General features: G+C 68.3%; 29 protein-coding genes and 3 pseudogenes. 24 read left to right on the plus strand and 8 right to left on the minus strand.

The genetic code is table 11. From position 1 onward, the window contains the following. Positions 1-345 precede the first annotated feature (345 nt). From N0A24_03595 to N0A24_03630, 8 genes and pseudogenes are all read right to left on the minus strand, one after another. Positions 346-1140, minus strand: a pseudogene (locus N0A24_03595) (hypothetical protein). Further along, a complete protein-coding gene (locus tag N0A24_03600) occupies positions 1137-1295 on the minus strand; it encodes a hypothetical protein (GenBank protein ID MCS7172483.1) in 159 nt (52 codons plus the stop codon). The pseudogene N0A24_03595 and the gene N0A24_03600 overlap by 4 nt, the downstream one beginning before the upstream one ends. Next, a complete protein-coding gene (locus tag N0A24_03605) occupies positions 1296-1634 on the minus strand; it encodes a hypothetical protein (GenBank protein ID MCS7172484.1) in 339 nt (112 codons plus the stop codon). Next, positions 1631-1882, minus strand: a complete 252-nt coding sequence (locus N0A24_03610; GenBank protein ID MCS7172485.1) for a hypothetical protein — start codon at positions 1880-1882, stop codon at positions 1631-1633. The genes N0A24_03605 and N0A24_03610 overlap by 4 nt, the downstream gene beginning before the upstream one ends. 151 nt (positions 1883-2033) lie before the next feature. Then, complete coding sequence (locus N0A24_03615; GenBank protein ID MCS7172486.1) at positions 2034-3107, minus strand: ATP-grasp domain-containing protein; 1074 nt, start codon at positions 3105-3107, stop codon at positions 2034-2036. Then, complete coding sequence (locus N0A24_03620) at positions 3107-3358, minus strand: enoyl-CoA hydratase-related protein (protein ID MCS7172487.1); 252 nt, start codon at positions 3356-3358, stop codon at positions 3107-3109. The genes N0A24_03615 and N0A24_03620 overlap by 1 nt, the downstream gene beginning before the upstream one ends. Next, positions 3337-3879, minus strand: a complete 543-nt coding sequence (locus N0A24_03625; GenBank protein MCS7172488.1) for an enoyl-CoA hydratase-related protein — start codon at positions 3877-3879, stop codon at positions 3337-3339. The genes N0A24_03620 and N0A24_03625 overlap by 22 nt, the downstream gene beginning before the upstream one ends. Before the next feature lie 15 nt (positions 3880-3894). After that, a pseudogene (locus N0A24_03630) lies at positions 3895-5443 on the minus strand (methylcrotonoyl-CoA carboxylase). An 82-nt stretch (positions 5444-5525) separates the two neighbouring features. Here N0A24_03630 and N0A24_03635 point away from each other — a divergent pair. The 24 genes and pseudogenes from N0A24_03635 (at position 5526) to glmM (ending at position 26586) form a co-directional block, all read left to right on the plus strand. Next, positions 5526-6639: pseudogene (locus N0A24_03635) on the plus strand (acyl-CoA dehydrogenase). Continuing rightward, positions 6636-7424 (plus strand): electron transfer flavoprotein subunit beta/FixA family protein, encoded by a 789-nt coding sequence (locus N0A24_03640; protein ID MCS7172489.1) that lies wholly within the window; start codon positions 6636-6638, stop codon positions 7422-7424. The pseudogene N0A24_03635 and the gene N0A24_03640 overlap by 4 nt, the downstream one beginning before the upstream one ends. A 15-nt stretch (positions 7425-7439) precedes the next feature. Continuing rightward, positions 7440-8429, plus strand: a complete 990-nt coding sequence (locus N0A24_03645; protein ID MCS7172490.1) for an electron transfer flavoprotein subunit alpha/FixB family protein — start codon at positions 7440-7442, stop codon at positions 8427-8429. A 40-nt stretch (positions 8430-8469) separates the two neighbouring features. Beyond that, positions 8470-9453 carry a sugar phosphate nucleotidyltransferase gene (locus tag N0A24_03650; protein ID MCS7172491.1) on the plus strand — a complete coding sequence of 328 codons (984 nt, stop codon included), beginning with the start codon at positions 8470-8472 and terminating at the stop codon, positions 9451-9453. Positions 9454-9606: 153 nt separating this feature from the next. Further along, on the plus strand, positions 9607-10800 hold the full coding sequence (urtA, locus tag N0A24_03655; protein MCS7172492.1) for an urea ABC transporter substrate-binding protein: 1194 nt from the start codon (positions 9607-9609) through the stop codon (positions 10798-10800). Positions 10801-10812: 12 nt separating this feature from the next. Next, entirely contained in the window at positions 10813-11733 is a 921-nt protein-coding gene (urtB, locus tag N0A24_03660; protein MCS7172493.1) for an urea ABC transporter permease subunit UrtB, read from the plus strand. After that, positions 11726-12769 (plus strand): urea ABC transporter permease subunit UrtC, encoded by a 1044-nt coding sequence (gene urtC, locus N0A24_03665; protein MCS7172494.1) that lies wholly within the window; start codon positions 11726-11728, stop codon positions 12767-12769. The genes urtB and urtC overlap by 8 nt, the downstream gene beginning before the upstream one ends. Beyond that, a complete protein-coding gene (gene urtD, locus N0A24_03670) occupies positions 12759-13508 on the plus strand; it encodes an urea ABC transporter ATP-binding protein UrtD (protein ID MCS7172495.1) in 750 nt (249 codons plus the stop codon). Before urtC ends, urtD begins: the two co-directional genes overlap by 11 nt. Continuing rightward, complete coding sequence (gene urtE / locus N0A24_03675; GenBank protein ID MCS7172496.1) at positions 13502-14200, plus strand: urea ABC transporter ATP-binding subunit UrtE; 699 nt, start codon at positions 13502-13504, stop codon at positions 14198-14200. The genes urtD and urtE overlap by 7 nt, the downstream gene beginning before the upstream one ends. A 14-nt stretch (positions 14201-14214) precedes the next feature. Next, on the plus strand, positions 14215-14517 hold the full coding sequence (locus N0A24_03680; protein MCS7172497.1) for an urease subunit gamma: 303 nt from the start codon (positions 14215-14217) through the stop codon (positions 14515-14517). 17 nt (positions 14518-14534) lie between these two features. Beyond that, complete coding sequence (locus N0A24_03685; GenBank protein MCS7172498.1) at positions 14535-15125, plus strand: HupE/UreJ family protein; 591 nt, start codon at positions 14535-14537, stop codon at positions 15123-15125. Between the two features lie 17 nt (positions 15126-15142). After that, positions 15143-15478 (plus strand): urease subunit beta, encoded by a 336-nt coding sequence (locus tag N0A24_03690; protein ID MCS7172499.1) that lies wholly within the window; start codon positions 15143-15145, stop codon positions 15476-15478. After that, positions 15475-17181, plus strand: coding sequence for an urease subunit alpha (locus N0A24_03695; GenBank protein ID MCS7172500.1), 1707 nt, complete (start codon positions 15475-15477; stop codon positions 17179-17181). Before N0A24_03690 ends, N0A24_03695 begins: the two co-directional genes overlap by 4 nt. Positions 17182-17265: 84 nt before the next feature. Then, entirely contained in the window at positions 17266-17700 is a 435-nt protein-coding gene (locus tag N0A24_03700; protein ID MCS7172501.1) for an urease accessory protein UreE, read from the plus strand. Next, positions 17700-18350, plus strand: a complete 651-nt coding sequence (locus tag N0A24_03705; protein ID MCS7172502.1) for a hypothetical protein — start codon at positions 17700-17702, stop codon at positions 18348-18350. Before N0A24_03700 ends, N0A24_03705 begins: the two co-directional genes overlap by 1 nt. Before the next feature lie 27 nt (positions 18351-18377). Continuing rightward, positions 18378-19004, plus strand: a complete 627-nt coding sequence (gene ureG, locus N0A24_03710; protein MCS7172503.1) for an urease accessory protein UreG — start codon at positions 18378-18380, stop codon at positions 19002-19004. Next, the gene (locus tag N0A24_03715) at positions 19001-19837 is read left to right on the plus strand and encodes an urease accessory protein UreD (protein ID MCS7172504.1); all 837 of its coding nucleotides are present in this window, start codon (positions 19001-19003) and stop codon (positions 19835-19837) included. The genes ureG and N0A24_03715 overlap by 4 nt, the downstream gene beginning before the upstream one ends. 116 nt (positions 19838-19953) lie before the next feature. Further along, on the plus strand, positions 19954-20388 hold the full coding sequence (gene rplM / locus N0A24_03720; GenBank protein ID MCS7172505.1) for a 50S ribosomal protein L13: 435 nt from the start codon (positions 19954-19956) through the stop codon (positions 20386-20388). Then, positions 20385-20786 carry a 30S ribosomal protein S9 gene (rpsI, locus tag N0A24_03725; protein ID MCS7172506.1) on the plus strand — a complete coding sequence of 134 codons (402 nt, stop codon included), beginning with the start codon at positions 20385-20387 and terminating at the stop codon, positions 20784-20786. Before rplM ends, rpsI begins: the two co-directional genes overlap by 4 nt. Positions 20787-20912: 126 nt before the next feature. Continuing rightward, positions 20913-22262, plus strand: a complete 1350-nt coding sequence (locus N0A24_03730) for a cyclic 2,3-diphosphoglycerate synthase (protein ID MCS7172507.1) — start codon at positions 20913-20915, stop codon at positions 22260-22262. 2 nt (positions 22263-22264) lie between these two features. Further along, complete coding sequence (gene argF, locus N0A24_03735) at positions 22265-23200, plus strand: ornithine carbamoyltransferase (GenBank protein ID MCS7172508.1); 936 nt, start codon at positions 22265-22267, stop codon at positions 23198-23200. Continuing rightward, positions 23197-24003, plus strand: a complete 807-nt coding sequence (gene cdaA, locus N0A24_03740) for a diadenylate cyclase CdaA (GenBank protein ID MCS7172509.1) — start codon at positions 23197-23199, stop codon at positions 24001-24003. Before argF ends, cdaA begins: the two co-directional genes overlap by 4 nt. A gap of 48 nt (positions 24004-24051) precedes the next feature. Then, entirely contained in the window at positions 24052-25242 is a 1191-nt protein-coding gene (locus tag N0A24_03745) for a CdaR family protein (protein ID MCS7172510.1), read from the plus strand. A 15-nt stretch (positions 25243-25257) separates the two neighbouring features. Beyond that, the gene (gene glmM, locus N0A24_03750) at positions 25258-26586 is read left to right on the plus strand and encodes a phosphoglucosamine mutase (GenBank protein ID MCS7172511.1); all 1329 of its coding nucleotides are present in this window, start codon (positions 25258-25260) and stop codon (positions 26584-26586) included. The last annotated feature ends 12 nt before the right edge of the window (positions 26587-26598 follow it).

Consider the following 26598-nt stretch of genomic DNA (forward strand, 5'->3'; position numbering starts at 1 on the left):
CACCAGGACCACGAACGGGGCACCGCCCAGCAGGGCCAGTATCCCCCCGACCCCGGCCACCGCCAGGAGTCGGTAGACCTCGTCCGGCCATGCGAAGGCCAAGGGCAACCCCCGGAACCGGAAGATGTCCGGCTGCTTGCGGGGAAGTCCGTACCGGACGCCCAGCTGCAGGTAGGCCAGAACCAGGAGGCCGACGCCGACCCCGAACAGCCACGGCTGCCACCGGGCCCAACGCTCCCCCACCACACGGCGGTTGATCCACTTCCACCCCACGGACAGCGCCCCGCTGGGCTCTGTTTGCAGGTGGTGGGCGCTCCCCAGGTTGATGGCGACCAGGTACAGGACGAAAGCCGCGCGAGACACCTTCTCGCTCGGCGTGCGGCCGCCCACGGTGAGCTGCGCCAGCAGGTACCACACCGCTACCGTGGCAGCCAGGTTGATTTGCTGGGACGGATGGGCAAAACCCCAGTACACCAGCTTCCAGAGGAATGGATCCAGGTGCGCCAGCAGCCCCGCGGACCACGGCAAGGCAGGTACGAAGACCAGCGCGCCCACCAGCAGGGTGGCCACCGCCAGCACCGCGCCCACGGTATCCGCCACGCTCACGTCCTCGCACCCCATCTCCAGCAACTCCAGGGCGATCCTCCGGACGGTCCGCGGATCCGCCCGGCCGCTGTAGGGGCACCACCACGCCACGCTGATGTAGCCGCGCACCGACATCCCTTCTCGGTGCGCTTCCCGTACCACCTCCCGGAAGGTCCGCAAAGACGCCTCCACCGTCATCCCCAGATTGGCCTGGGCGAAGGCGTCCGTGGCCGCGGTGAACACCGCAATGGTCCGGACCCCGCAGGCGACGGCCCGTTGCAATCCCCGCAGGTTTGGAACCAGCGCGATGTGGTGGACTCCTTCCCGCGGCCGCAGGCGGTGCACCACCTCCTCCGTGTCCGCCATCTGAGGTACCCGATCTGGCCGCACGAACGACCCCACCTCGATCCACCGCAGCCCTGCCTCCGCCAGGGCCTCGATGAAGGCCACCTTGACGTCCGTGGGGAGGATCTCGGGCTCGTTCTGGAGGCCGTCCCGGGGGCCCACCTCCACCACCCGGACGGTAGAGGGAAGGGAATCGAGGGGAACGGTCATGGGAGCAGTTCCAGCTCCACCACCGCGGCTCCGCCCGCCACCTGCGATCCGGGCTCCACCCGGATGGCCACCACCCGGGCCCTCACCGGAGCCCGCATGACGGTCTCCATCTTCATGGCCTCCAGGACATACAGCGGTTCACCATGCTCCACCACCTACCCGGCCTGCACGAGGATGCGGGTCACCACTCCGGGCATGGGCGCCCCTAAGTTCGGACGGAAGGACTCGGGTTCCGGGCTGCGCACCGAGACCTCGTGGACAAACGTGTGGGTCTCGCCATCCAGGTGCAGGTTGTGGCGGTCGCCTTCGGAGGCGAAGTGTACAAGCCACCGCCTCTCACCCGCGACGACCGCGTAGGCGTTCGGCCCCACCGGCCGGATCCGAAACGAGAACTCCCGGCCGTCCGCAAATACCCGGATCGTAGGGGATTCCTCCAGGACCTCCACCTCCACCACCCGCTCGCGCCACCGGAGCACGAACCGTTCCTGCCTCATCCGAGCCTCCAGCTCCGCAGTCGATCCCAGGGATCCACAAACCCCTGCGGTAGCCGCGGGGCGGTCTTTGCCAGGCCGTAACCGGAGAGGACGGCGGCCAGGGCGAAGAGCGCCTCCGTGGGAGGATGTGGGTGCCAATCTGCGAAGTGGTCCGTGAGGAACGCGGTGGGGAGGTCGCCGGACTGAAAGGCGGGATGATCCAGCACGTCCCGCAGGAACGCGAGGTTCGTGGTGGGCCCGAGGATCACGTAGGAGGCAAGGGCCTGTCGGAGGCGCGCGATGGCGGCGGGACGGTCCGGGCCCAGGCGATGACCTTGGAGAGCAGGGGATCGTAGGAGACGGAAACCCTCTGGCCCGTTCGGATCCCGGAATCGATGCGCACTCCCGGGAGATGTGGTTCTACAGGTGCAGGATGGTTCCCGCGGAAGGTGCGAAGCCCCGCTCTGGATCCTCCGCGTACACCCGCGCCTCCATGGCCCATCCCCGCAGGACCACCCCCTCTTGCCGCAGCGTCAGGGCCTCTTCTGCGGCGATCCGCAGCTGCTGGTGCACCAAGTCCACACCCGTCACGAGTTCTGTTACGGGATGCTCTACCTGGAGCCGGGCGTTCACCTCGAGGAAGGCGAAGTTCTCCTCCCCGTCCACCAGGAACTCCACGGTTCCCGCGTTCACGTACCCCGCTTCCCGCATCAGCCGCAGGGCCGCCCGCGCAAGCCGCCCGCGGAGCTCCGGATCGAGCGCCACGGAGGGTGCCTCCTCCAGCACCTTCTGGTACCGGCGCTGCACGGAGCACTCCCGCTCCCCCAGATGCACCGCGTTCCCGTACCGGTCCAGGAGAACCTGCACCTCGATGTGCCGTGGCCGCTCCAGGTACCGTTCCAGCAGGAGTGCGTCGGTGCCGAAGGCAGCCAGAGCCTCCCGTCGGGCGCCGGGGAGGGCTTCTCGGAGCTCCTCGGGGTTGTGCACCACCCGCATGCCCCTTCCGCCTCCTCCTGCTGCGGCTTTGAGCAGGGGCGGAAATCCGACCCGCTGCGCCTGGCGAAGGGCCTCCTCGTCCCGCACGGGGCGGTCGGTGCCCGCAAGTACAGGCACTCCCAACCGTGCCGCCAACCGCCGGACCGCGGCCTTGTCTGCCACAGCCTCCAGAACCTCAGGAGGTGGGCCGATGAAAGCGATCCCCGCTTCCCGACAGGCCGCGGCGAACTCCGGGTTCTCCGCCAGAAACCCGTATCCGGGGTGGATGGCCTCCGCGCCCGTGGCCCTGGCCGCGTCCAGGATCCGCCCGATGTGGAGGTAGGACTGCTCCGGCTCCGCGGGGCCGATCGGCACCGCCTCCTCCGCCAGCCACACGTGGAGGCTATCTTCGTCTGCCTCCGAGTACACGGCCACCGTGCGGATCCCCAGCTCCCGGCAGGCCCGGAGGATGCGGACCGCGATCTCGCCCCGATTGGCCACCAGGACCTTCCGGAACATCACCGGTCCATCCAGGCGGGCGGCCGCTTCTCCAAAAACGCCCGCATCCCTTCCTGTGCCTCCGGGCCCGCCCGCAGTTCTGCGAGGAGCTCCACCGCAAACCGCCGCGCCTCCTCCCACGGCAGGGAAGGGACCGCTCCGAACAACTGCTTCACCGCGGCCAGGGCCCGCGGACCCGCGGCCAGCAGCGCGTTTCCCCAGCCCTCGATCACCTCGTCCACGTCCGGGCTCACCTCGTGCACGAGGCCCATCGCCTGTGCCTGCTCCGCAGCGAACCGCTGTCCCAGAAGGGCCGCCCCCAGGAGCGGTTCACCCGGCGCAAGGGGAAGGGAAGGATCATGGCGGGGGCAAGTCCCAGGCGCACCTCCGGCAAGCCGAACACCGCACCCGGGTGGGCCACAGCGAGATCGCAGGCCGCCCCCAGCCCCACCCCGCCGCCCAGGGTCGGCCCGTGCACCCGGGCGATCACGGGCTTGGGGCAGTCCGCGATGGCCTCCAGCATGATGAACAGACGCTCCGCGTCCCGGCGGTTTTCATCCGGTGGAGCATGCCAGGAGGTCAGCATCCTGCGAATATCCGCACCCGCGCAGAAGGAGGGGCCTTCCGCCGCCAGCACGATGTACCGCACATGTTCTTTTTCTTTCTTCCCGATCTCCCGGAACGCTTGTGTGAGAGCATCCATGAGCTCCGGGGAAAGAGCGTTGTGGACCTCCGACCGCGTCAGGGTGATCACCGTGCGCGGCCCCTCCTCCTGCACGCGAATCGGTGGCATCCGCTTCCTCCGTGGTCACATGCGGAACACCCCGGGCTTCATCCCCTCGATGGGCGCGTTCAGCGCCACCGACAGGGCCAGGCCGAGGGCATCGCGGGTTGCGGTCGGCTCCAGGATCCCATCGTCCCACAGCCGGGCGGTGCTGTAATAAGGACTTCCTTCCCGCTCGTACTTCTCCAGGATGGGACGCGCGATGGCCTCCTCCTCCGGAGAGAGGGCCTTGCCTTCCCGCCGGAGCTGCTCCCGCTTCACCGTGGCCAGGACCTCCGCGGCCTGCTCCGGCCCCATGACGGTGATGCGGGCGTTGGGCCACATCCACAGAAAGCGCGGCTCATAGGCCCGGCCGCGCATGGCGTAGTTCCCGGCCCCGTAGGATCCTCCGATGATCACCGTGAACTTCGGCACCTGGCAGGTGGCCACTGCGTGCACCATCTTGGCTCCCGCTCGGGCGATGCCCGCGGCCTCATACTGCCGGCCCACGATGAACCCCGTGATGTTCTGCAAAAACACGAGAGGAATCCGGCGCTGGCCGCACAGCTCGATGAAGTGGGCGCCTTTCTCGGCGCTCTCCACGAACAGCACCCCGTTGTTCGCTACGATCCCCACCAGGATCCCATGGAGGCGAGCGAAGCCGCACACCAGGGCGATAATCTCCCGGACGTCGTAGGGCTGCCGCAGGTCCCCGGGGCAGGATCCCGTAGATCTCCTCGGGGTCGTAGTAGGGATCCTCGGGCGGGGCCACGTCCACCTCCGGCGGGGCTTGCGGCGATTCAGGGTAGTCACGATGGCACGCACGATGCGCAGCGCCTCCCACTCGCTTTCCGCATAGTGCTCCACCACCCCGGAGCGGCGGGCGTGCACGTCCGCGCCGCCTAGCTCTTCCGCGGTGACGTCCTCTCCGGTGGCGGCCTTGGCCAGCGGCGGACCCGCGAGGAAGATGGTGCCGCTCCCCCGCACGATCACCGCCTCGTCGCTCATGGCAGGGACGTAGGCGCCACCCGCGGTGCACATCCCCAGCACCGCCGCGATCTGGGAGATCCCCAGAGCGCTCATGCGGGCCTGGTTGTAGAAGATGCGGCCGAAGTGGTCCCGATCCGGGAACACCTCCGCCTGCAAGGGCAGATAGACGCCGCCGGAGTCCACCAGGTAGATGCAGGGGAGGCAGTTCTGGAGAGCGATCTCCTGGGCCCGCAGGTGCTTTTTCACCGTCAGGGGGAAGTACGTGCCGCCCTTGACGGTGGCGTCGTTGGCCACGATCATGCACTCCACCCACCCGGCCGATCCCTGTGACCAGGCTCGCCCCCGGCGCCTCGTTGTCGTACATCCCCCAGGCCGCCAGGGGCGAGAGTTCGAGGAAAGGGGAGCCGGGATCCAGGAGGTGTTCGATGCGCTCTCGGGCGGTGAGCTTGCCGAGCTGCCGCTGTCGGCGCAGGGCCCGCTCTCCTCCCCCTTGGCGGACCCATCGGAGCCGCTCCCGGAGCTCCTCGACGAGCCGCAGGTGGTGGGCCCGGTTCTGCCGGAACTCCTCCGTGTCCGTGTGCACCCGGGACGGGATCCGCTCCATAGGGCCCCACGGGCAGGATACACCAACTCTCCACTCTGCGCAGTTGTCCAAGATCCTCCCGGGGGGATACCATCGAACCGGCATGGAGTTCTCCCTTGCGGAAGAGCACCGGCTCCTGCAGCGGACCGCCCGGGAGTTTGCGGCCGCGGAGATCCTCCCGCACGCTGCCCGCCTGGATGAAGAGCACCGGTTTCCCACCGAGATCGTCCGCAAGCTGGGAGAACTCGGCCTCATGGGGATCACGGTCCCCGAGGCATACGGCGGGGCCGGCATGGACACCCTGGCCTTCGTGATCGCCCTGGAGGAGATCTCCCGGGCCTGTGCGGGCACGGGGACCATCATGGCGGTGAACAACTCCTTGGTCTGCGACCCCCTCCTGCGGTTTGGGACGGAGGAGCAGAAGCGCCGTTACCTGCCGATCCTGGCTTCGGGTCGGGAGATCGGTTGCTACTGCCTCACGGAGCCCGGTGCGGGCTCGGATGCAGCGAGCCTACGCACCACCGCCCGGGAGGACGGGTCGTACTGGGTTCTCGACGGCACCAAGAGCTTCGTCACGAACGGCGCGGAGGCATGGCTGTGCATCGTGTTCGCCCGCAGCGAGCCCGTACAAGGAGCCCGAGGGATCTCCGCCTTCCTGGTAGAAAAGGATCGGCGGGGGGTGATCGTGGGGCGAGAGGAACGGAAGTTGGGGATCAACGCCTCCAGCACCTGCGAGATCCGGCTGGAGGACTGCCGCATTCCCAAGGAGAACCTGCTGGGTGGCCGGGGAGAGGGCTTCCGCATCGCCATGCATACCCTCGATGGAGGCCGGATCGGCATCGCGGCCCAGGCGGTGGGGATCGCCCGGGCCGCCCTGGAGGATGCCCTGGCCTATGCCCGGGAGCGGGTGCAGTTCGGCCGCAGGCTCGTAGACTTCCAGGCCATCCGGTGGAAGTTCGCGGATATGGGCACCCGCATCGAGGCCGCGCGGCCGCCCGCACACCCTGGAGGCGTCCGTGGCCAAGCTCTTCGCCAGCGAGACCGCCATGTGGGCCGCCCATCAAGGCATGCAGATCTTCGGGGGCTACGGGTACCTCCCGGACTACCCCGCAGAGCGCCACTTCCGGGACGCCCGGGTGACGGAGATCTACGAGGGCACCAGCGAGATCCAGCGGCTCATCATTGCCCGCAGACTCCTGGAGGGAGGGAACCCATGAACGTGGTGGTGTGCATCAAGCAGGTGCCGGATACCGAACAGCCCATCCGGGTGAGGTCGGATGGGAGCGGCATCGAGGAGCAGGGCATCAACTGGATCCTCAACTACTACGACGAGCACGCGGTGGAAGAAGCGCTCCGTCTGCGGGAAAGGCATGGGGGGCGTGTGACCGTGGTGTGCGCAGGCCCCGCCCGGGCCACGGAGGCCATCCGCACCGCGCTCGCCATGGGCGCAGATGAAGGAATCCTCGTGAGCGACCCGCTCCTGGAGGAGGCGGACCACCTGGGCCTGGCGCGGGCCCTGGCACGGACCATCCAGCGCCTCAGCTGGGACGTGGTGCTGTGCGGCCGGCTTGCCACGGACGATAACGCGGCGGTGGTGGGCCCCGCCCTGGCGGAATTCCTGGGTGTCCCGCAGGCCACCGCCATCACCAAGCTGGAGATCACAGACGGCATGGCCCGCGTGGAGCGGGAGGTGGAGGGGGGCGTGGAGGTGCTGGAGGTACAGCTCCCGGCCGTGTTCAGCGTGGAGCGCACCATCAACGAACCCCGATATCCCACGCTTCCGGGCATCATGCGGGCCAAGCGCCAGGAGATCCGAACCCTAACCCTGGCGGATCTGGGTCTTGCAGGCTCCGAGGCGGGGGGGGAGGCAGCCCGGGTGCGGTACATGCGCTTTGATCCGCCGCCCCGGCGGGAAGCGGGGGAGGTGATCCGGCCGGAGAGTCCGGAGGAGGCGGCGGAGCGGATCGCGGCGTTCCTGCGGGACGTGGCGAAGGTGCTGTAGATGGGAGGGAAGGCCATGGAGGAGATCTGGGTCCTTGTGGATCACGCCGCGGGACAGCTGCGGCGGATCACCCTGGAGCTACTGGGCAAGGGCCGGGCGCTCGCGGACGCCCGCGGCGGTCGGTTGGTGGCCCTGGTTCTGGGGCATGGAGTTGAGCATCTCGCCGGGCCGCTTGCAGAACACGGGGCGGATGGAGTTCTCCTGGCCGACCATCCCGCGCTTGCGTCGTACCGGGTGGAGGCGTATGCCCACGTGATGGGCGAAGCCATCCAGGAGCACCGCCCGTGGGCGGTGCTCGTACCCTCCACCGCGGACGGGCGGGACCTGGCGCCCCGTGTGGCCGCACGCCTGGGGACGGGGATCGTGACGGACGTGGAGGACCTGTGGGTGGAGGGGGATCGGCTCGTAGCCCGGCGGCCCATGTTCACCCGAAAGGTGGTGGGAACCGTGGCCTTCGTGGGAGATGGACCGCGGATCGCGGTGGTGCTGCCCAAGGTGTTCCCCCCCGCGGGCCGGCAGCAGGGGAGGACCGCGGAGGTCCGGCGTCTGGAGGTGGATCCGGAGGCGGTACCCGTGCGAACCCGGATTGTGGAGCGCCGGGAGGTGCGACGGGAGCGGGTTTCGCTCACGGAGGCGGAGATCGTGGTGAGCGGGGGTCGTGGGCTGCGGGGTCCGGAGAACTTCGCCCTGCTGGAGGAGCTGGCCGCGGAGCTGGGAGCCGCGGTGGGCTCCAGCCGTCCGCCCGTGGACAGCGGCTGGGTGCCCCACGACTACGAGATCGGGCAGACGGGCAAGACCGTGAGCCCGACCGTGTACATCGCGGTGGGGATCTCCGGCGCTCCGCAACACCTGGCGGGCATGTCGGGCTCGAAGTACATCATTGCCGTCAACAAGGATCCCAATGCCCCCATCTTCCAGGTGGCGACCCTGGGGGTGGTGGGGGACCTGTTTGAGATCGTTCCGCGTCTCGTGGCGGCGGTGCGGCGCGCGAAGACGGCTTCGTAAGCGCCCGAAGACGTCCCTCGGGGCAGAAGGGAGGCATACCGTGCGCGCCATCGTCCCCGTGGCAGGGTTCGGCACGCGGCTGCGGCCGCATACCTATACCCTTCCCAAGGCCCTCATCCCCGTGGCCGGCAAACCCATCCTGGGCCACATCCTGGATACCCTGCTGGATCTGGGGATCCGGGAGGTGGTGCTGGTGGTGGGGTATCTCGGGGAGAAGATCGAGGCATACGTGCGGGAGCACTATGCGCTCACCGCCCACTTCGTGCGGCAGGAGCAGCCTCTCGGGAACGGCCACGCCATCTATGTGGCCCGGGAGTTCCTCACGGGCGAACCCGTCCTCATCCTCCTCGGGGATACCATCCTACGCGGGGATCTGCGCTCCGTGGTGCGGAGCCCCACCTCCCTCATCGGAGTGCGGGAGGTGGCGGATCCTCGGCGGTTCGGGGTGGTGGAGGTGGATCCGGATGGCCGCGTACGGCGATTCGTGGAAAAACCCCAGCTTCCCCCCTCCAACCTGGCCATCGTGGGCCTCTATTACCTCACGAACACGCGCCTGCTGCGCCGCTGCCTGGAGCGGCTGGTGGAGGAGGACCACCGGGTGGCGGGGGAGTACTGGCTTGTGGACGCCCTGCAGTTCTATGTGGATGCCGGGGAGGTCGTCCGGGTCTATCCCGTGGAGGAGTGGTACGACTGTGGGACCGTGGAGGCGGTGTTGAGCGCCAACCGGGCTCTGCTGGACGTTCTGAGCCCACCGCCGCCGAACCTCACGGGGGCTCTGGTGCAACCTCCCGTGGCCATCGCGCCGGGAGCCGTGATCGAGGCCTCCGTAATCGGCCCCTATGTGTCCGTGGCGGAGGGAGCCCGGATCGTGCGGTCCGTGGTAAGCAACTCCGTCGTGAACCGGAACGCCACCGTGGAGCACGTGGTTCTCGAAGGATCCCTCATCGGGGAGCGGGCATACCTCTCGGGCCGCCCCGCTCGGGTGAACCTGGGGGATCAGAGCGAGATCGAGATGGGAGGGTGAAGGAACGGCTGGACAAAAAGGACTTGACATTCTCGTCCCTTCTTGGTAGTTAGCATTACCAAGCGAGGCTCAACCACGACGTTGGGTCTCCAGTGGCCAGGGCGCCGATTCGGCGCCCTTTTTCTTTTTGAATCTCGGCGAGGAGGTGAATGCATGCGCCCTATCGCACTGGCCATTTTGGGGACCCTGAGCATCCTCTCCGCGTACTCCGGTGGTCTGGCGGCCGAGTCCGTGGTAAAGGTCGGCGTGCTGCACTCCCTCTCGGGCACCATGGCCATCAGCGAGGTCACGGTCAGGAACGCGACCCTTCTGGCCGTTGACGAGATCAACGCCGCAGGAGGGGTGTTGGGGCGTCGGATCCAGGCCGTGGTCGAGGACGGTGCCTCGGAGCCCGCCACGTTTGCCCAGAAGGCCCAGAAGCTGATCCAGCAGGATCGCGTGGTCACCGTGTTCGGAGGCTGGACGTCGGCGAGCCGGAAGGCCATGCTCCCCGTGTTCGAACGGTTCCGACACCTCCTGTGGTACCCCGTGCAGTTCGAGGGGAACGAGTGCTCCCCCAACATCATGTATTCGGGCGCGCAGCCCAACCAGCAGCTCCTGCCCGCGCTCGATTGGGCGTTCCAGAGAGGCTACCGGCGTGTGTTCCTCGTGGGGTCGGACTACGTGTTCCCCCGCACCGCCAACCTGATCCTCAAGAAGCACATCGTCCAGCGGGGCGGCGTGGTGGCTGGAGAGGAGTACGTCCCCCTCGGGGGAACCGACTTCAGCTCCGTGGTGAACAAGATCCGGGCCTCCCAGGCACAGGTGGTGTTCAATACCATCAACGGCGACTCCAACGTGGCGTTCTTCAAGCAGATGGCCGCCGCGGGCCTCACTCCGGACAAATTGCCCGTGATGTCCTTCAGCATTGCGGAACAGGAGGCGAAGGCCATCGGGCCCGGCCTGCTCGCCGGGAGCTACGCGGCCTGGAACTATTTCCAGAGCCTCCCGCTTGCGGCCAACCGACGCTTCGTGGCCGCCTACCAGGCACGGTACGGACGGGACGCGGCCGTGACGGATCCCATGGTCCACGGGTATGTGGACGTCCTCGTGTGGAAGGCCTCGGTGGAGCGCGCCAGGAGCTTCGACCCGGACGCGGTGCGAAAGGCGGCTGTTCAACTGCCCTGGCTGGAGACCCCCATGGGGAAGGTCCGCTTCGACCGGAACCAGAGCCTGTACCAGGTGGCCTACGTGGGGCAGCTGGACCGCACCGGCCAGTTCCGGATCCTGTGGCAGTCCCGGGAGCCCATCAAGCCGGAGCCCTATGACCCCCTGGTCTTCCCCGGGAAGACCTGTCGGCTCCACTAGGGAGGAACGGCGATGCGGGAAGGGGCCCTGGTGCTCGGCCAGCTCTTCAACGGGCTCAGCGTGGGATCCATCCTGCTGCTGGCCTCGCTGGGACTAGCACTGACCTTCGGGCTCATGCGGGTCATCAACATGGCCCATGGGGAGCTCCTCATGGTGGGGGGCTACCTGGCCTACCTCGCGCACCTGTGGGTCCCGGGATCCCTCTCTTTCCTGGTGGCCCTGCCCCTGGGGTTTTTCGGAGCCGCGTTGCTGGGGGTGGTGCTCGAGTGGACGGTGATCCGGCACCTGTACGGTCGACCCCTGGAGACCCTCCTGGCCACGTGGGGGATCAGCCTTGGCCTCCAGCAGGCGGCTCGGAACCTGTTCGGGCCCACGGGCGTGGAGGTGACCGCGCCCGCGTGGCTCCAGGGGGCGCTCACCGTGGAGCACGGGGTTCTCAGGGGGATGTCGCTGCCGCACGTGCGCTTCTTCGTGCTGGCCCTCAGCGTGGTCGTTCTGTGGGGCCTGTGGCAGATGCTGCACAGGACACGGCTCGGGCTCTACGTCCGCGCGGTCAACCAGAACCGGGAGGTGTGCAGCGCCATCGGTGTACCCACGCCGATGGTGGATCGGACGGTCTTCGCCCTGGGCGCCGGGCTGGCGGGCCTGGCAGGGGCTGCCCTCGCCCTCATCGCGCCCGTGACCCCTACCGTGGGGCAGAGCTACATCGTGGATGCCTTCCTCGTGGTCATCGTAGGAGGGGTGGGGAGCCTCACGGGCACCGCTCTAGCCTCCGCGCTGGTTGGGACGATCTCCTCCGCGCTCCAGGTGTTCACCAGCGTGAGCTTTGCCAAGGTGCTGCTCCTCCTGGCCGTCGTTGCCTTCTTGCAACTCCGCCCCAGAGGTCTGGTTTCGGCGCGTTCCCGTTCGTTGGAGGAGGCGGTGTATGGGTAGGTTGACGAAAGTCGTGGTCGCTTGCGCACTGCTGGCGGCTCCCTGGTTTCTGTCCGGCTACGACCTCGCGCTGCTGGGCCGGTTCCTGGCCCTCGCGCTACCGGCCCTCGGGATCGTCTGGACCTGGGGGTACGCCGGGGTGCTGAACCTGGGCCAGGGCGTGTTCTTCGGGCTCGGAGGATATGCGCTCGCCATGCACCTCAAGCTGGCGGCGCTGTCGCCTGGAGAGCTCCCCGACTTCATGGTATGGAACGGGGTGCCTGCATTGCCCTGGTGGTGGGCACCGTTCCGCTCGCCCGCCTTCAGCCTGCTCGCGGTGCTCTGCCTGCCCACGGCCGCTGCGGCCGCGTTGGGAGCGCTCCTATTCCGCAGGCGCGTCACCGGGGTCTATATCTCCCTCATCACACAGGCCCTCGCCCTGGCCTTCTCCACGCTTTTGATCAGCCAGCAGGGGCTTACCGGAGGGTTCAACGGGCTCACGAACTTCCGCACCTTCCTGGGCCGGGATGTGACGTCTCCCGAGTTCCTCCGGATTCTCTACTGGGTGACGGTCCTTGTGGTGCTCGCCGCGGTGGCGGGCACACGCGGGTTGCTCAGGACGGACTTCGGGCGCTTGCTTTTGGCGGTCCGCGATGCGGAAAACCGGGTTCGCTTCCTGGGCTACGATCCCACCCCACCCAAGGTGGTCGCCTTTGCTCTCTCCGCCCTTCTGGCCGGGGTGGGGGGCGCCCTCTTCACGCTCCACCTGGGAGTGATCTCCCCTGCCATGGTGGGGGTCGTACCCTCCATCGAGATGGTGATCTGGGCCGCGGTGGGCGGAAGAACGAACCCTGTAGGCGCCGTGGCCGCCGCGGTGGCCATCAACCTGGTGAAGGATCGGATCAGCAGCGCGTTCCCGGATGCCTGGTTGTATCTCGCGGGGTTGCTGTTTGTCGCCACCGTTCTCGTTGGCCCCGTGGCGAGCCGGTGGTGGGGAGGGCTCCGCGCCAGAATGTCTTCTCGACGCGTGGAGGGGGAAGTGGTCTATGTCCCGTGAGTTCCTCTCGGTGCAGGGGATCACGGTCCTCTACGAAGGGTTTCGGGCCCTGAACGAGGTCCATCTCCGGTTGCACCCCGGGGAGGTACGCGTGCTGGTCGGCCCCAACGGGGCAGGAAAATCTACCCTGCTGGACGTCATCGCGGGACGGGTCCGGCCCGCCTCTGGGCGGATCCTCCTGGACGGGAGGGACATCACGCGGTGCAGCGAGCGGGAACGGGCGCGGTTGGGGATCCAGCGAAAGTTCCAGACGCCAAGCGTACTGGAAGAGCTCACCGTAGAGGAGAACGTGCGACTCGCGATACGGGCGGCAGAGGGCTGGACGCGCCTCGTCGCCCGCCCTGCGCCCGAAGTGGGGGGTGTCGTGGAGTCGGTCCTGCGGACCGTCGGACTCGATTCCAAACGTCATCTGCGGGCCGGGGCCCTTTCCCACGGCGAGAAGCAGTGGCTTGAGATCGCCATGGTGACCGCTGCGGGGCCTCGCCTCCTCCTGTTGGACGAGCCCACCGCGGGCATGACCCGCGGCGAAACCGAGCAGACCGCGGAGCTGGTACGCGCACTCGGGGAGCGCTACACGGTGCTCGTAGTCGAGCACGACATGGAATTCGTGGGGATGCTGCGGGCTCCCGTGACCGTCCTGCACATGGGTCAGGTCCTGCGGGAGGGAAGCCTGGAAGAGATCCGGTCGGATCCGGAGGTCCGTGCCGTCTACCTGGGGAGGGTGGAAGCAAGATGCTGAGAGTGGTCGGGGTGTCGGCCGCGTACGGGGAGAGCCCCGTCCTGTGGGACGTACACCTCGAGGTGGGGCGGGGGGAGGCGGTGTGCCTCCTCGGCCGGAACGGAGTCGGCAAAACGACCCTGCTGCGCGCGATCGTGGGGCTGCACCCAGTCCGACGGGGCGCCATCTGGCTTGATGAAGAGGAAGTTTCCCTCCTGCCGCCCTACCAGCGCGCGCGCCGTGGGTTGGCATACGTGCCGCAGGGGAGGGGCATCCTCCCGCACCTCACGGTGGAGGAGAACCTGCGGGTGGCCGCGGCCGCCTGCGCGGGCGGAGAAGCGGAGGCCCGTCTGGAGGAAGCCGCGGACCGTTTCCCGGTCCTGCGGCACCTGTGGCGACGAAAGGGCGGGCTCCTCTCGGGTGGCGAGCAGCAGCTCCTGGCCATCGCCCGGGCCCTCGTGATGCGGCCTCGATTCCTGCTGTTGGACGAACCCACGGAGGGCATCCAGCCATCCCTGGTCGACGAGATCGGCGAAATCCTCCGGCGGATCCGGGAGCGGGAGGGGATCGGGCTCCTGCTCGTGGAGCAGTACCTGGAGTTTGCGTGGTCGCTCACGGACCGGTTCTACGTGCTGCAGAAAGGTCGCGTGGTAAGGGAAGGGATCACCCACCGGACCGCTCCGGGGGAGGTGGCGCACCTGCTCAGCATGTAGGGAGGAGGAAGCGGATGCGACTCACGGAGCGGGAGATCGACAAGCTCCTCATCTTCGTGGCGGCGGAGGTGGCCCGGCGCCGCCGGGCCCGCGGCCTCAAGCTGAACTACCCGGAGGCTGTGGCGCTCATCACCGCGGAGGTCCTGGAGGGAATCCGAGATGGAAGGAGCGTTCCGGAGCTCATGCAGCTCGGACGCAAGGTCCTCACGCGGGAGGACGTCCTAGAGGGGGTGCCCGAGATGATCCGGGAGATCCAGGTAGAGGGGACATTTCCCGACGGTACCAAACTCGTGACCATTCACGATCCGATCCCTTAAGGAGGTGTTCCGTGCGAATGAGGATCTGCGCGATGTTGGGAATCCTAGGCAGCCTGCTGGCCACGCCCGCCTGGGCGCACGTGGGGGTCGGCCCCACGTCCGGGTTCTCCTCCGGGGCACTCCACCCCTTGGGGGGAGTGGACCACTGGGTGGCTATGGTGGCGGTGGGAATCTGGGCGCGGTTTCTGGGAGGACGTGGGACCCTCATGGTACCGCTCGGGTTCCTCGCCAGCATGATCCTGGGCAGCCTGGTCGGAATGCAGGGCCGTGCCGTCCTCTTTGCGGAGACCGGGATCCTCGCATCCCTCGTCTTCTTCGGGGGCCTCCTGTTGGCGGCCGTGAGCCTTCCGGTTTGGCTTGGCTCGACACTCGTCGCCCTGTTCGCCTTCTTCCATGGCCACGCCCATGGCACGGAAGTCCCGCCGGGCGCGATGGGGTGGTCCTACGTTTTGGGGTTCGTGGCCGCCACGGCCCTCCTCCACCTCCTCGGGATCCTCCTCGGCGAGGGACTGTTGCGGGGCGGTGACCGCTTGCGGCGCCGCGATCTTCTGGTTCGCCTGGCGGGGCTCGGTGTGCTGGTGCTGGCCGTGGGAGGGATGCGGGCGTGATCCCGGGAGAGATTTGGGTGCAGGAAGGAGAAATCGTGCTCAATGAGGGCCGCAGGAAGGTACGCCTGCGCGTGGAGAACACCGGGGACCGGCCCATCCAGGTGGGTTCCCACGCGCACTTCTTTGAGGTGAACCGCGCCCTTCGGTTCGATCGCACGCAGGCGTATGGATTCCGGTTGGACATCCCTGCCGGCACCGCGGTCCGGTTCGAGCCCGGTCAGGTTCGGGAGGTGGAACTGGTGGAACTGGCCGGAGAGAGAAAGGTGTACGGGATGAATGGACTCGTGATGGGATCCCTGGAGCTTTATCGAGAGCAGGCTTTCGAAAGAGCCCGGGAGAGGGGGTTTCTATGAGGATTTCCCGGCGCGCGTATGCGGACCTGTACGGGCCGACCAAGGGCGACCGGATCCGCCTGGCGGACACGGACCTCGTGCTGGAAGTCGAGGAGGACTGGAGGGTTCCGGGGGAAGAGGTGGTCTTCGGAGGCGGCAAGGTGGTCCGGGACGGAATGGGCCAGTCTCAGAGGTCCCGGGCCGAGGGGAGCCCGGATCTGGTCATCACCAACGTGGTGGTGCTGGACTACTGGGGCGTGGTGAAAGCGGATGTGGGCATCCGGGACGGCCGCATCGTGGCCATCGGGAAGGCGGGAAACCCCGAGATCCAGGACGGTGTGACCCCCGGCCTGGAGATCGGGCCTGGCACCGAGATCCTCAGCGGGGAGGGGAAGATCCTCACGGCGGGGGGGATCGACGCCCATGTCCACTTCATCTGTCCACAACAGGCGTGGGAGGCCCTCTGCAGCGGGATCACCACCATGATCGGAGGCGGCACGGGCCCCGCGGAGGGAACTAAGGCCACCACCTGTACCCCAGGCCCCTGGTACCTCGCCCGGATGATGGAGGCGGTGGAGGCCCTGCCTTTGAACTTCGGATTCCTCGGAAAGGGGAACGCCTCCACACGGGCCCCTCTGGAAGAGCAGATCCTGGCAGGAGCTGTGGGGCTCAAACTCCACGAGGACTGGGGATGCACGCCTGCGGCGATCGACGCCGCCCTCTCCGTGGCCGAGGATTACGACGTGCAGATTGCGATCCACACGGACACCCTGAACGAGAGCGGTTTCGTGGAGGACACTCTGGCCGCCTTCCGCGGCCGCACCATCCACACCTACCACTCGGAGGGAGCAGGCGGAGGCCACGCCCCGGATATCCTCCGGGTGGTCGGCTATCCGAACGTTCTGCCTAGCAGCACGAACCCCACCATGCCCTACACGGTCAACACCCTGGAGGAGCACCTGGACATGCTCATGGTCTGCCACCACCTGAACCCTCAGGTCCCTGAGGACGTGGCGTTTGCGGAGTCGCGGATCCGGCCGGAGACCATGGCTGCGGAGGACGTCCTGCACGACCTGGGAGCCATCAGCATGATGAGCAGCGACTCCCAGGCCATGGGGCGGGTGGGAGAAGTCATCCTCCGGACATGGCAGACCGCGCACAAGATGAAGCGTGAGCGCGGCCCGCTGCCGGAGGACTCCCAACGCAACGACAACTTCCGGATCCGGCGCTACCTGGCGAAGTACACCATCAACCCCTCCATCGCCCACGGGATCGCGGAGTACGTGGGGTCTGTGGAGGTAGGGAAGATCGCGGATCTGGTCCTCTGGCGGCCTGCCTTCTTCGGGGTCAAGCCGGACGTGGTGATCAAGGGGGGCGTCATCGTCGCCTCCCTCATGGGGGACCCGAACGCTTCCATCCCCACTCCGGAGCCGGTCCGCTACCGGCCGATGTTCGGCGCCCTGGGGCGGTGCCGGGAAGCGGTGGCGTTCACCTTCGTCTCCTCGGTCTCCCTGGAGCGCGGCACCCTCTCCTCCCGGCTGCGGCGGCAGGTGCTCCCGGTTCGGGGCACGAGGACGGTGACGAAACGGGACATGAAGCTCAACGACGCCCTACCCCGGGTGGAGGTGGATCCGGACAGCTACGAGGTGCGGGTGGACGGAGTCCGGGTGACGAGCGAGGCGGCCCGGGTCCTGCCGCTCGCCCAGCGCTACTTCCTGTTCTAGGAGGCTGTCTATGAAACGCAGAACGTGCGGCGAGGGACCGGGGTCCCCCAAAATCGCGCCAGCGGTTTTGGGATTGGTCTAGCCATGATGATCACGGAACTGCCCTCCGGATCGGAGCCCCCGGGGCTGCGGGTGGTGGAGATCCCCATGACCGCGGAGGAGCGATGCCACATCCGACGCCGGGTGGTGGCGCCGGATGGTACGGTGCTGCTGCTTGCTCTCCCCACGGGAACCGTGCTCCGGCCCGGGCAGATCCTGGCGGTACGGGGGAGCGTGGCCTACCGGGTGGCCGCGGCGGAGGAGGACGTTCTGGTGGTGCGCCCGCGGGATCTGGAGGAAGCCGTGCGGATCGGGCACTTCTTCGGGAACCTGCACCGGGCGCTTGAGGTACAGGGCGGGGAGGTGGTCGTCCTCTGGGACGAAGCCCTCTTTGCGCGCGTCCAACAGGCGGGATGGCGGGCGGAACGCGACCGCCGCCCGTTTCACGGACAGATGCAGGGAGGCCACCGACACCCATGATGCCCCGGGACCTTCTCACCCTGTTCCAGTGGTTCGACTCCCAGTTCCCCGTGGGGGCCTATGCCCACTCGGGAGGCCTGGAGGCCTACGCACAGCGCGGAGCAGGGCCGAGGGAGGTACGGCGGCTCGCGGAGGTGTTTGTGGAGTTCGGCGCGCTCCGGCTGGATCTCGCCGCCTGCGCCCTGGCCTGGCGGACGGCGCCGGACGGAGTGGCCCTGGACCGGCTCGCCTCGGAGTTGACCGCCTGGCGGGCCATTCCCGGCGCGCGGGAGTCCAGCCTGAAGATGGGCCGTCGGTGGCTCCGCATGGTGCGGCGTCTGTACCCTTCCCTGGAGCTCCCTGCCCTCCGGCACCCCCACCATGCGGTGGTGGTGGGATGCTGGGCGCGGCTCGTGGGGATTCCGGAGCGGGCGCTCCTGCTCGCCTACGGGCACAGCGCCCTCACCGCCCTCCTCTACGCCGCAACCCGGTGCATGCCTGTGAGTCCAGAGCAGGTGCAGGAAATGCTTCGGGACCTCCAGGAAGGGCTTGTGGCGCGGGTGGGGGAGGTGGTGGAGGATCCGTCCCGCCACCTCTGGAGCTGCACCCCTGCCTGGGACATCCGTGCCCATGAGCAGGCGCTGCTGCCGACGCGCCTGTTTCAGAGCTAGCTCCGCACAGGAAAGGAGGTGTGCGCGGTGCGACCGGCCCGGATCGGAGTGGCGGGTCCCGTGGGATCCGGGAAGACCGCACTCCTGGATGCCTTGTGCAAGGCCATGCGCGATCACTACCGGATCGCGGTGATCACCAATGACATCTACACCTACGAGGATGCGGAGTTCCTGGTGCGGTCCGGGGCGCTCCCCGCGGACCGGATCCTGGGGGTTCAGACAGGCGGGTGCCCGCACACCGCCATCCGGGAGGACCCCTCCATCAATCAGGAGGCCGTGGAGGAGATGCTGCGCCGGTTCCCCGATCTGGATCTCCTGTTCCTGGAATCCGGAGGGGACAACCTGGCCGCCAGTTTCAGCCCGGAGCTGGTGGACGTGTTCATCTACGTGATCGACGTGGCAGCGGGAGACAAGATTCCCCGAAAGGGCGGTCCCGGGATCACCCGGAGCGATCTGCTGGTGATCAACAAGATCGACCTGGCGCCGCTGGTGGGGGCGGATCTCCAGGTGATGGAACGGGACGCCCGTCGTCAGCGGGGGGATCGCCCCTTCGTGTTCACCAACCTGAAAACAGGGGAGGGCCTTGAGCACGTCCTCCGGTGGATCCGGGAGGAGGTCCTGTTCGAAGGAGAGGTGCCCCCATCGGTCCTGTGACCCTGGAGGACCAGAAGTGGGATTCCGCGGGGGTAGACGGCCGGCTCCGGGTGTCCCTGATCCGTCGGGGAAGACGAACCGTGATCGCGGACCTGGAAGGTAGCGGCCCGCTGCGCGTGGTCCGGCCCTTCCCCCTCGAAGAGGATCGGATCCTCCTCCAGCTCCTCACCGTGGGCCCGGGCCTCCTTGCAGGGGATCGGTACCGGGTGGAGATCCGGGTCGGAGAGGGCGCTAAGGCCGTGGTGGTACACCCATCCGCGGCCAAGGTGCACCGGATGGCTCCGGGCCGAAGGGCTACCCAGCACGTGCGGATCGCCGTGGAGGAGGCCGGGGAACTGGAGTACTACCCGGGCCTCGGAATTCCGTACCCTGAAGCGGAACTCCACCAGTGCACCGAGGTGTTCCTCTCCCCTGGCTCACGCTTCGGCTGGTTCGAGATCTGGACCACGGGGCGGAGTGCGAAGGGGGAACATCTGGAGTTTCGTACGCTCCGGGTGGAGACGGGCATCTACGTGGGCGAAGATCCGATCTACCGGGACCTGTTGCTCCTGGTCCCGCGGAGGGATCTCGTGGATGCCCCAGGCCTGCTGGAAGGGGCGCGGTACGTGGCCAGTGGGTTCTGGCGGTGGGGGGATGCGGATCCGGAGTTCCGGGAGGGCGATGGCTCCGTGCTCGTGGCGGGACGGACCGGCTTCGGGGACCTCTACCTCAGGGCCCTTGCCTGGGACAAACTTTCCCTTCAGAAGGATCTCCTGGCCGTGCTGGGAGCTTGGCGCGCACGGTGGGGCCTTGGCGAAGTTCCGTGGTTCCGGTACGGGAGTGGGTGGGGGTAGGGAGGAGCGGGGGCGGCCGGGAGTCCCGTGGACTGCAAGACGGCCTCCGGTTTGACGCCTCCGGGGCTCCTCGTGTACCCTGTCGGGTGGTGCATTCGCGGGCGAGGTGAGAACGCGTGAGGACCTATCAGCAGAAACCCTCGGAGGTCCAGCGCAGCTGGTGGCTCGTGGACGCTCAGGGCAAGGTCCTGGGCCGGCTGGCGAGTCAAGTGGCAAGCCTCCTCCGGGGCAAGCACAAGCCCACCTTCACCCCGCATGTGGACAGTGGGGACTTCGTGATCGTGGTGAACGCGGAGAAGGTGCGGCTCACGGGGCGCAAGGCGGATCGGAAGGTGTACTACTGGCACTCGGGCTACCCGGGAGGGCTGAAGTCCGCCACCGCGGGAGAACTCCTGCGGACCAAACCTGAGGAGCTCTTCCGGCTTGCGGTCCAGCGCATGCTTCCCAAGACACGGCTCGGCCGACAGATGCTCCGTAAGCTAAAGGTCTACCGCGGTCCGAATCATCCGCACGCGGCCCAGCAACCCCGGAAGCTGGAGGTGGAGGGATGAGCACCGCGGTGGCCCCGCAGATCCAGGCTACGGGACGACGCAAGGAAGCAAGCGCCCGGGTGTTCCTGCGGCCCGGCCCCGGTCGGATCCTGGTGAACGGCAGACCCTACGACGAGTACTTCGTGGGCATGGCCCGGCGGGCGCGGGTGGTAGAACCCCTCCTCCTCACCAATACCCTGGAGCGGTTCGACGTCTACGCCACGGTGGCGGGCGGAGGCCAGACGGGGCAGAGCGACGCGGTGCGCCACGGCATCGCCCGGGCCCTGGCGGAGGTGGATCCCTCCCTGCGGAGCCTCCTGCGGCAGCACGGGCTGTTGACCCGGGATCCCCGGGTGAAGGAGCGGAAGAAGTACGGTCGCAAGCGGGCCCGGCGCGGATTCCAGTACTCCAAGCGCTAACCGTCTGCTACCCCCGGAAAGGGGCGGTCCCACGCCGCCCCTTTCCCGCTTCCGCAGCTTAGGAGCCCCTCCTCGGGGTGAGGTGCTAAAGTGGAGGAAGGGCAGATCTCCGCGGAGGGAGGATCTGTGGCGAGGACGCGGGTGTTGATCCTGGGGGCGGCAGGACGGGACTTCCACAACTTCAACGTGTACTACCGGCACCGGCCCCACTACCAGGTGGTGGCCTTCACCGCGGCCCAGCTGCCCGCCATCGCGGGCCGCCGCTACCCACCGGAGCTGAGCGGCCCCCATTATCCCGAGGGAATTCCCATCGAGCCGGAGGAACGCCTGGAGGAGCTGGTCCGCACCCACCAGGTGGACGAGGTGGTCTTCGCCTACAGCGACGTCAGCCACGAGCACGTCATGCACCTGGCCAGCCGGGCTCTCGCCGCGGGCGCGGGGTTTCGGATCCTGGGGTCCCGCGAGACCATGCTGCGCAGCGACCGGCCGGTCCTGAGCGTGTGTGCGGTGCGCACGGGAGCAGGTAAGAGCCCCACGAGCCGCTACCTCGCGGCCCTCCTGCGGGAGATGGGTCAGCGGGTGGTGGTGGTCCGCCATCCCATGCCCTACGGGGATCTACGCGAGCAGGTGGTGCAGCGGTTCGCGAGCCTGGAGGATCTGGAGCGGGTTCCCCTCACCCTGGAGGAGCGGGAGGAGTACGAGCCGCACCTGCGGCAGGGACAGGTGGTGTTCTCCGGGGTGGACTACGAGCAGGTGCTGGCCGCGGCGGAGCAGGAGGCGGACGTGATCCAGTGGGAGGGCGGGAACAACGACCTTCCTTTCTTTGTCCCCGATCTGCACCTGGTGGTGTGCGATCCCCTGCGGCCCGGCCACGAGCTGCGCTACCACCCCGGAGAGGCCAACCTGCGGATGGCGGACGTGGTGGTGATCAACAAGGTCTCCACCGCCCGCCGGGAGCATGTGGAGGCGGTGCGCCGGAGTGTGGCCGCGGTCAACCCGCGCGCTCGCGTGGTGGAGGTGGACAGCGTACTGGCCGTGGATCGGCCGGACCTCCTGCGGGGTCGGCGGGCCCTGGTGGTGGAGGATGGACCCACCACCACCCACGGGGGTATGGGCTACGGCGCGGGGTACATCGCGGCCCGTGCGTACGGGGCGGAGATCGTGGATCCCCGGCCCGCGGCGGTGGGTTCCCTCCGGGAGGCCTACGCGGCCTACCCTCACCTCCAGCACGTGTTGCCCGCCCTCGGATACACGCCCCAGCAGCTCCAGGAGCTGGAGGAGACCATCAACCGGGCGGAGGCGGACGTGGTGGTGTTCGGGACCCCGGTGGACCTGGTACGGATCCTGCCCCACCTCAACAAGCCCGCGGTGCGGGTCACCTACGAGATCGAGGAGGGAACTCCGCAGCTTCGGGAGATCCTGGAGGAGTGGCTGGTGCGGATGGGCCGGCTCAGCCGCACGGAGGCGGCGAGGTAGCGATGGGATCGGGACTCCGCGGTCGCGACCTTCTGTCCATGGAGGACCTGAGCCGGGAGGAAATCCTGGAGATCCTGGATCTGGCGAGCGCGCTCAAACGGGAGCAACGCCTACAACGCCCCCACCGGATACTCCCGGACCGGACCCTCGTCCTCCTGTTCGAGAAGCCCTCTCTCCGGACCCGGGTCACCTTTGAGGTGGCCATGCGGCAGCTCGGGGGCCATACCGTCTACCTCACCCAGCAGGACGTCGGATTGGGGGTGCGGGAGACGGTGGGAGATGTGGCCCGCAATCTCAGTCGGTGGGTGGACGGGATCGTGGCCCGGGTCTTCCACCATCGCACGGTGGAAGAGCTCGCAGGGGCCGCGAATGTCCCCGTGCTCAACGCCCTCAGCGACCGAGAACACCCGTGTCAGACCCTCGCGGACCTGCTGACCATCCGGGAGAAGCTGGGGACGTTTCAGGGAGCTGTGGTGGCGTGGGTGGGGGATGGAAACAACGTGTGCCACTCGCTGCTCCTGGGGGCCGCCAAGGTAGGTCTTTCCGTGCATGTGGCCACCCCGGAGGGCTATGAGCCCGACCGGACCATCCTGGAGTCCGCACAGCGGCATGCGGCCCGTACGGGAGCCCGCATCCGTCTCACCCACCGACCGGAGGAAGCGGTGCGGGGCGCCCAGATGGTCTACACGGATGTGTGGACCAGCATGGGGCAGGAGGCGGAGCAGGAGAAGCGGCGTCAGGTCTTTGCGGGCTTCCAGGTGAACGAAGCCCTCCTCGCACACAGCCCGGAGGCCCTGGTGATGCACTGCCTCCCGGCGCACCGGGGGGAGGAGATCACGGATGAGGTGCTCGACGGGCCCCGGTCCGTGGTCCTGGACCAGGCGGAGAACCGGCTCCACGCGCAGAAAGCCCTGCTGGCCCTGGTGCTCGGAGGATGAGCTGGCCGCTTCCCCTCCGCATCACCGACCTGGTGGACATCGCCATCGTCTCCTTTGTCGTCTACCAGGTGATGGTGCTCATCCGGGGCACCCGGGCGGTGCAGCTGGTCCAGGGGATCGCGGTCCTCGCGGCGGGCTATCTCCTGGCCTCCTTCCTGCAGCTCTACACCCTTCAGGCCATCCTCGGCTACCTGGGCGGGATCATCCCTGTAGCCCTGCTGGTGCTGTTCCAGCCTGAGCTGCGGCGTCTACTCGAGCAGATCGGTCGCGGCCGCCTCCTGTGGAGTGCCGCGGCTCCCCTGGAGCGGGACGTGGCGCTCCGGCTGGCGAACGATCTCGCCAGAGCGGCCCGGATCCTGGGGCAGCGGCGCATCGGAGCCCTGATGGTCATCGAACGGCGAACTGGCCTCAACGACTTCATCGAGACGGGCATCCGCCTGGACGCTCTGGTCTCCGTCCCCCTCCTGCTGAACATCTTCTATCCCAATACCCCTCTCCACGACGGTGCGGTGATCGTCCGGGGCAACCGGGTGGTGGCGGCGGGCTGTTTGTTGCCCCTCAGCGAGAGTCCCCTTCTCAGCCGGGCCCTGGGAACCCGGCACCGGGCCGCGGTGGGGATCACGGAGGGGACGGATGCGGTGGCCATCGTGGTCTCGGAGGAGACGGGAACCGTCTCCCTCGCCCAGGAGGGGTCCCTGCGTCGGGGGCTGTCCGAGGAAGAGTTGAAGGCCACGTTGCTGAACCTGTTCGTGGTTGCCGCCCCCCGCCACCCGGTGCCCTGGTGGCGGAGCCGGCCCGCGTGAACCCTGAAGGGAGCAGGTGGGCCGGTAGCGGCCCCGTGAGGCCACGACATGCGTCGGCGGGAGCGTACCCTGTATCGAATCCTCTCCGTGGGGATCGCGGTGATCCTGTGGTACCTGGTGACCGCCTCCCAGAATCCGGAGATGGAGCGGGTGATCGGCACCGAGCTCACCCTCCGGAACCTCCCCCCTGATCTGGCAGTGGTGCGTGCGCCCCGCCGGGTGGATGTTCGGGTGCGCGCCCCGCGGGCGACCCTGGCCGAACTCGGTCCCCGTTCCGTGGTGGCCTGGGTGAACCTGGCGGACTCGGAGCCGGGGGAGTACCGCCTCCCGGTCCGGGTGGACACCCCGGCCCGGGTACGGGTGGTGGAGGTGGTGCCGGAGCAGGCCACGGTCGTGGTGGACGCCCTCACCCAGCGCCAGCTCCCCGTGGAAGTGGCCCTCCATGGCAGGGCTCCCCAGGGCATGAGGGTGGAGCGGCCGGAGGTCCGGCCCGCGCGGGTGACGGTGAGCGGACCCAGATCCGTGGTGCAGCGGGCCCGGCGCGCGGTGGCGTCCGTGGACCTCAGCGGGGTACAGAATACCCAGACCGTAACCATCCGCGTGCGGATCCTGGGAGACGGTGGGGAGGAAATCCAGGGGGTGGAGGTACGCCCTTCACAGGTCCAGGTGCGTCTGGTTGTCCAGGAGGCTCTGCTCACGCGCCTGGTGCCCGTGGTTCCCGAGATCAGGGGAAACCTACCCGCGGGTACGAGGATCGCCCTGGTGGAGGTGCAGCCTCCGCTGCTGCGGGTATGGGGTCCGGAGGAGGCGGTGGCGCGCCTGGTTGCCCTCTCCACGGAGCCCCTGGAGGTCCGGGACCTCCACGGGGAGGCCCGGTACACCGTGCGGGTACAGCTCCCAAACCGCGTGCGGCCGGAGGGCCCTTCCGAGGTCTCCGTGCGGATCGTAGTCCTCCCCTCGCCCGTGCTCCGTGAGGTCCGGGACGTGCCCGTGGTGGTGGAGGGATTGGGCGCAGGCCTGGAGGCCACGTGGGAGCCCGATCGGGTACAGGTCCGGGTGGTGGGCTCGGAGGAGACCGTGATTAACCTCCCGGAGGGGGAGGTGCGGGCCGTGGTGGATGCCACCGGACTGGGCCCCGGGAGCGCGCGAAGGCCCGTGCAGGTCCGGGTACCGCAGGGCATCTGGGTGGTGGCCTCCACCCCCTCGGAGATCACCCTGCGGATCCGGCGGCGGCCGTAGAATAAGCGGGTGGGGATGGCACGGCTGTTTGGAACCGATGGGATCCGGGGCGTGGCCAACGACACGCTTCCGCCCGAGCTGGCCTTTCAGGTGGCCCGGGCTGCGGCTCGGATCCTCGCGCCCAACGGTGGGGTATTCCTTCTCGGTCGGGATACCCGATTGAGCGGCCCCATGCTGGAGGGCGCGGTGGTGGCCGGGTTGTGCTCCGCTGGGGTCTCCGTGATGCGCGGCGGTGTCCTCCCCACCGCCGCGGTGGCCTACCTCACCAGAGCCCTGGGGTGTGACGCGGGGGTGGTGCTCTCCGCCTCCCACAATCCCATCGAGGACAACGGCATCAAGTTCTTCGATCGCACGGGCTACAAGCTCCCCGACGAAGTGGAGGACGAGATCGAGCGTGCCCTTCCCGAGGCCGGTCCGAGGCCTACGGGCACCCGCATCGGGAGGGTCCAGGAACTCGTGGACGCGGAGGAGCGCTACCTCCGGTACCTCGTGGCGCATGCGCTTCCTGCCCGCGGCCTGCGGGTGGTGGTGGATTGCGCCTTCGGGGCCGCCTACCGCCTGGCTCCCCGGCTTTGGGAGCTGCTGGGTGCGGAGGTGGTGGCTCTCCACGAGGAACCGGATGGAGCCCGGATCAACGTGGGCTGCGGCTCCACCCACCCGGAGATCCTCTCCTCCGCGGTTCGATCCCATGGGGCGGAAGTGGGGTTCGCCCACGACGGGGACGCGGACCGAGTGATCGCCGTGGATGGGCGCGGGGAAGTGGTGGATGGTGATCTCATCCTCGTGGCCTGCGCCCGGTACCTGCTGCGCCGGCAAGAGCTGGAGCCCCGCGTGGTGGTGGTCACCGTGATGACGAACCTGGGCGTGGAACGCGCCCTGGAGCGGGAGGGCGTCCGGGTGGTGCGGGCCCCCGTGGGGGATCGCTATGTTCTCGAGCACATGCTCAAAACCGGGGCGGTGCTGGGCGGGGAGCAGAGCGGACACATCATCTTCCGCCGCCTCGCCACCACAGGGGACGGGCTGCTCACCTCGGTGCAGCTGGTCAACGCCATGGTGGACGCGGACAAACCCCTCCAGGAGCTCGTCTCGGACGTGGAGCGGCTGCCCCAGGTTCTGCGGAACGTCCGGGTGGAGGACCCGCGGGCGGCGCTGCGGGACGAAGCCGTGCAGGCGGCCATCACCCACGCCGCGAAAGCCCTAGGCAGGGCCGGTCGGCTCCTGGTACGCCCCAGCGGTACGGAGCCCGTGGTCCGGATCATGGTGGAGCACGAGGATGCTCAGGCTGCGGAGGAAGTCGCACAGGAACTCGAGGACCTCATCCGATCCCGGACCGGAGGCACGTAGGCTTTGGGCCGG

The sequence above is a fragment of the Armatimonadota bacterium genome (genome assembly GCA_025059775.1).
In the GTDB taxonomy this organism is placed as follows: domain Bacteria; phylum Sysuimicrobiota; class Sysuimicrobiia; order Sysuimicrobiales; family Sysuimicrobiaceae; genus Sysuimicrobium.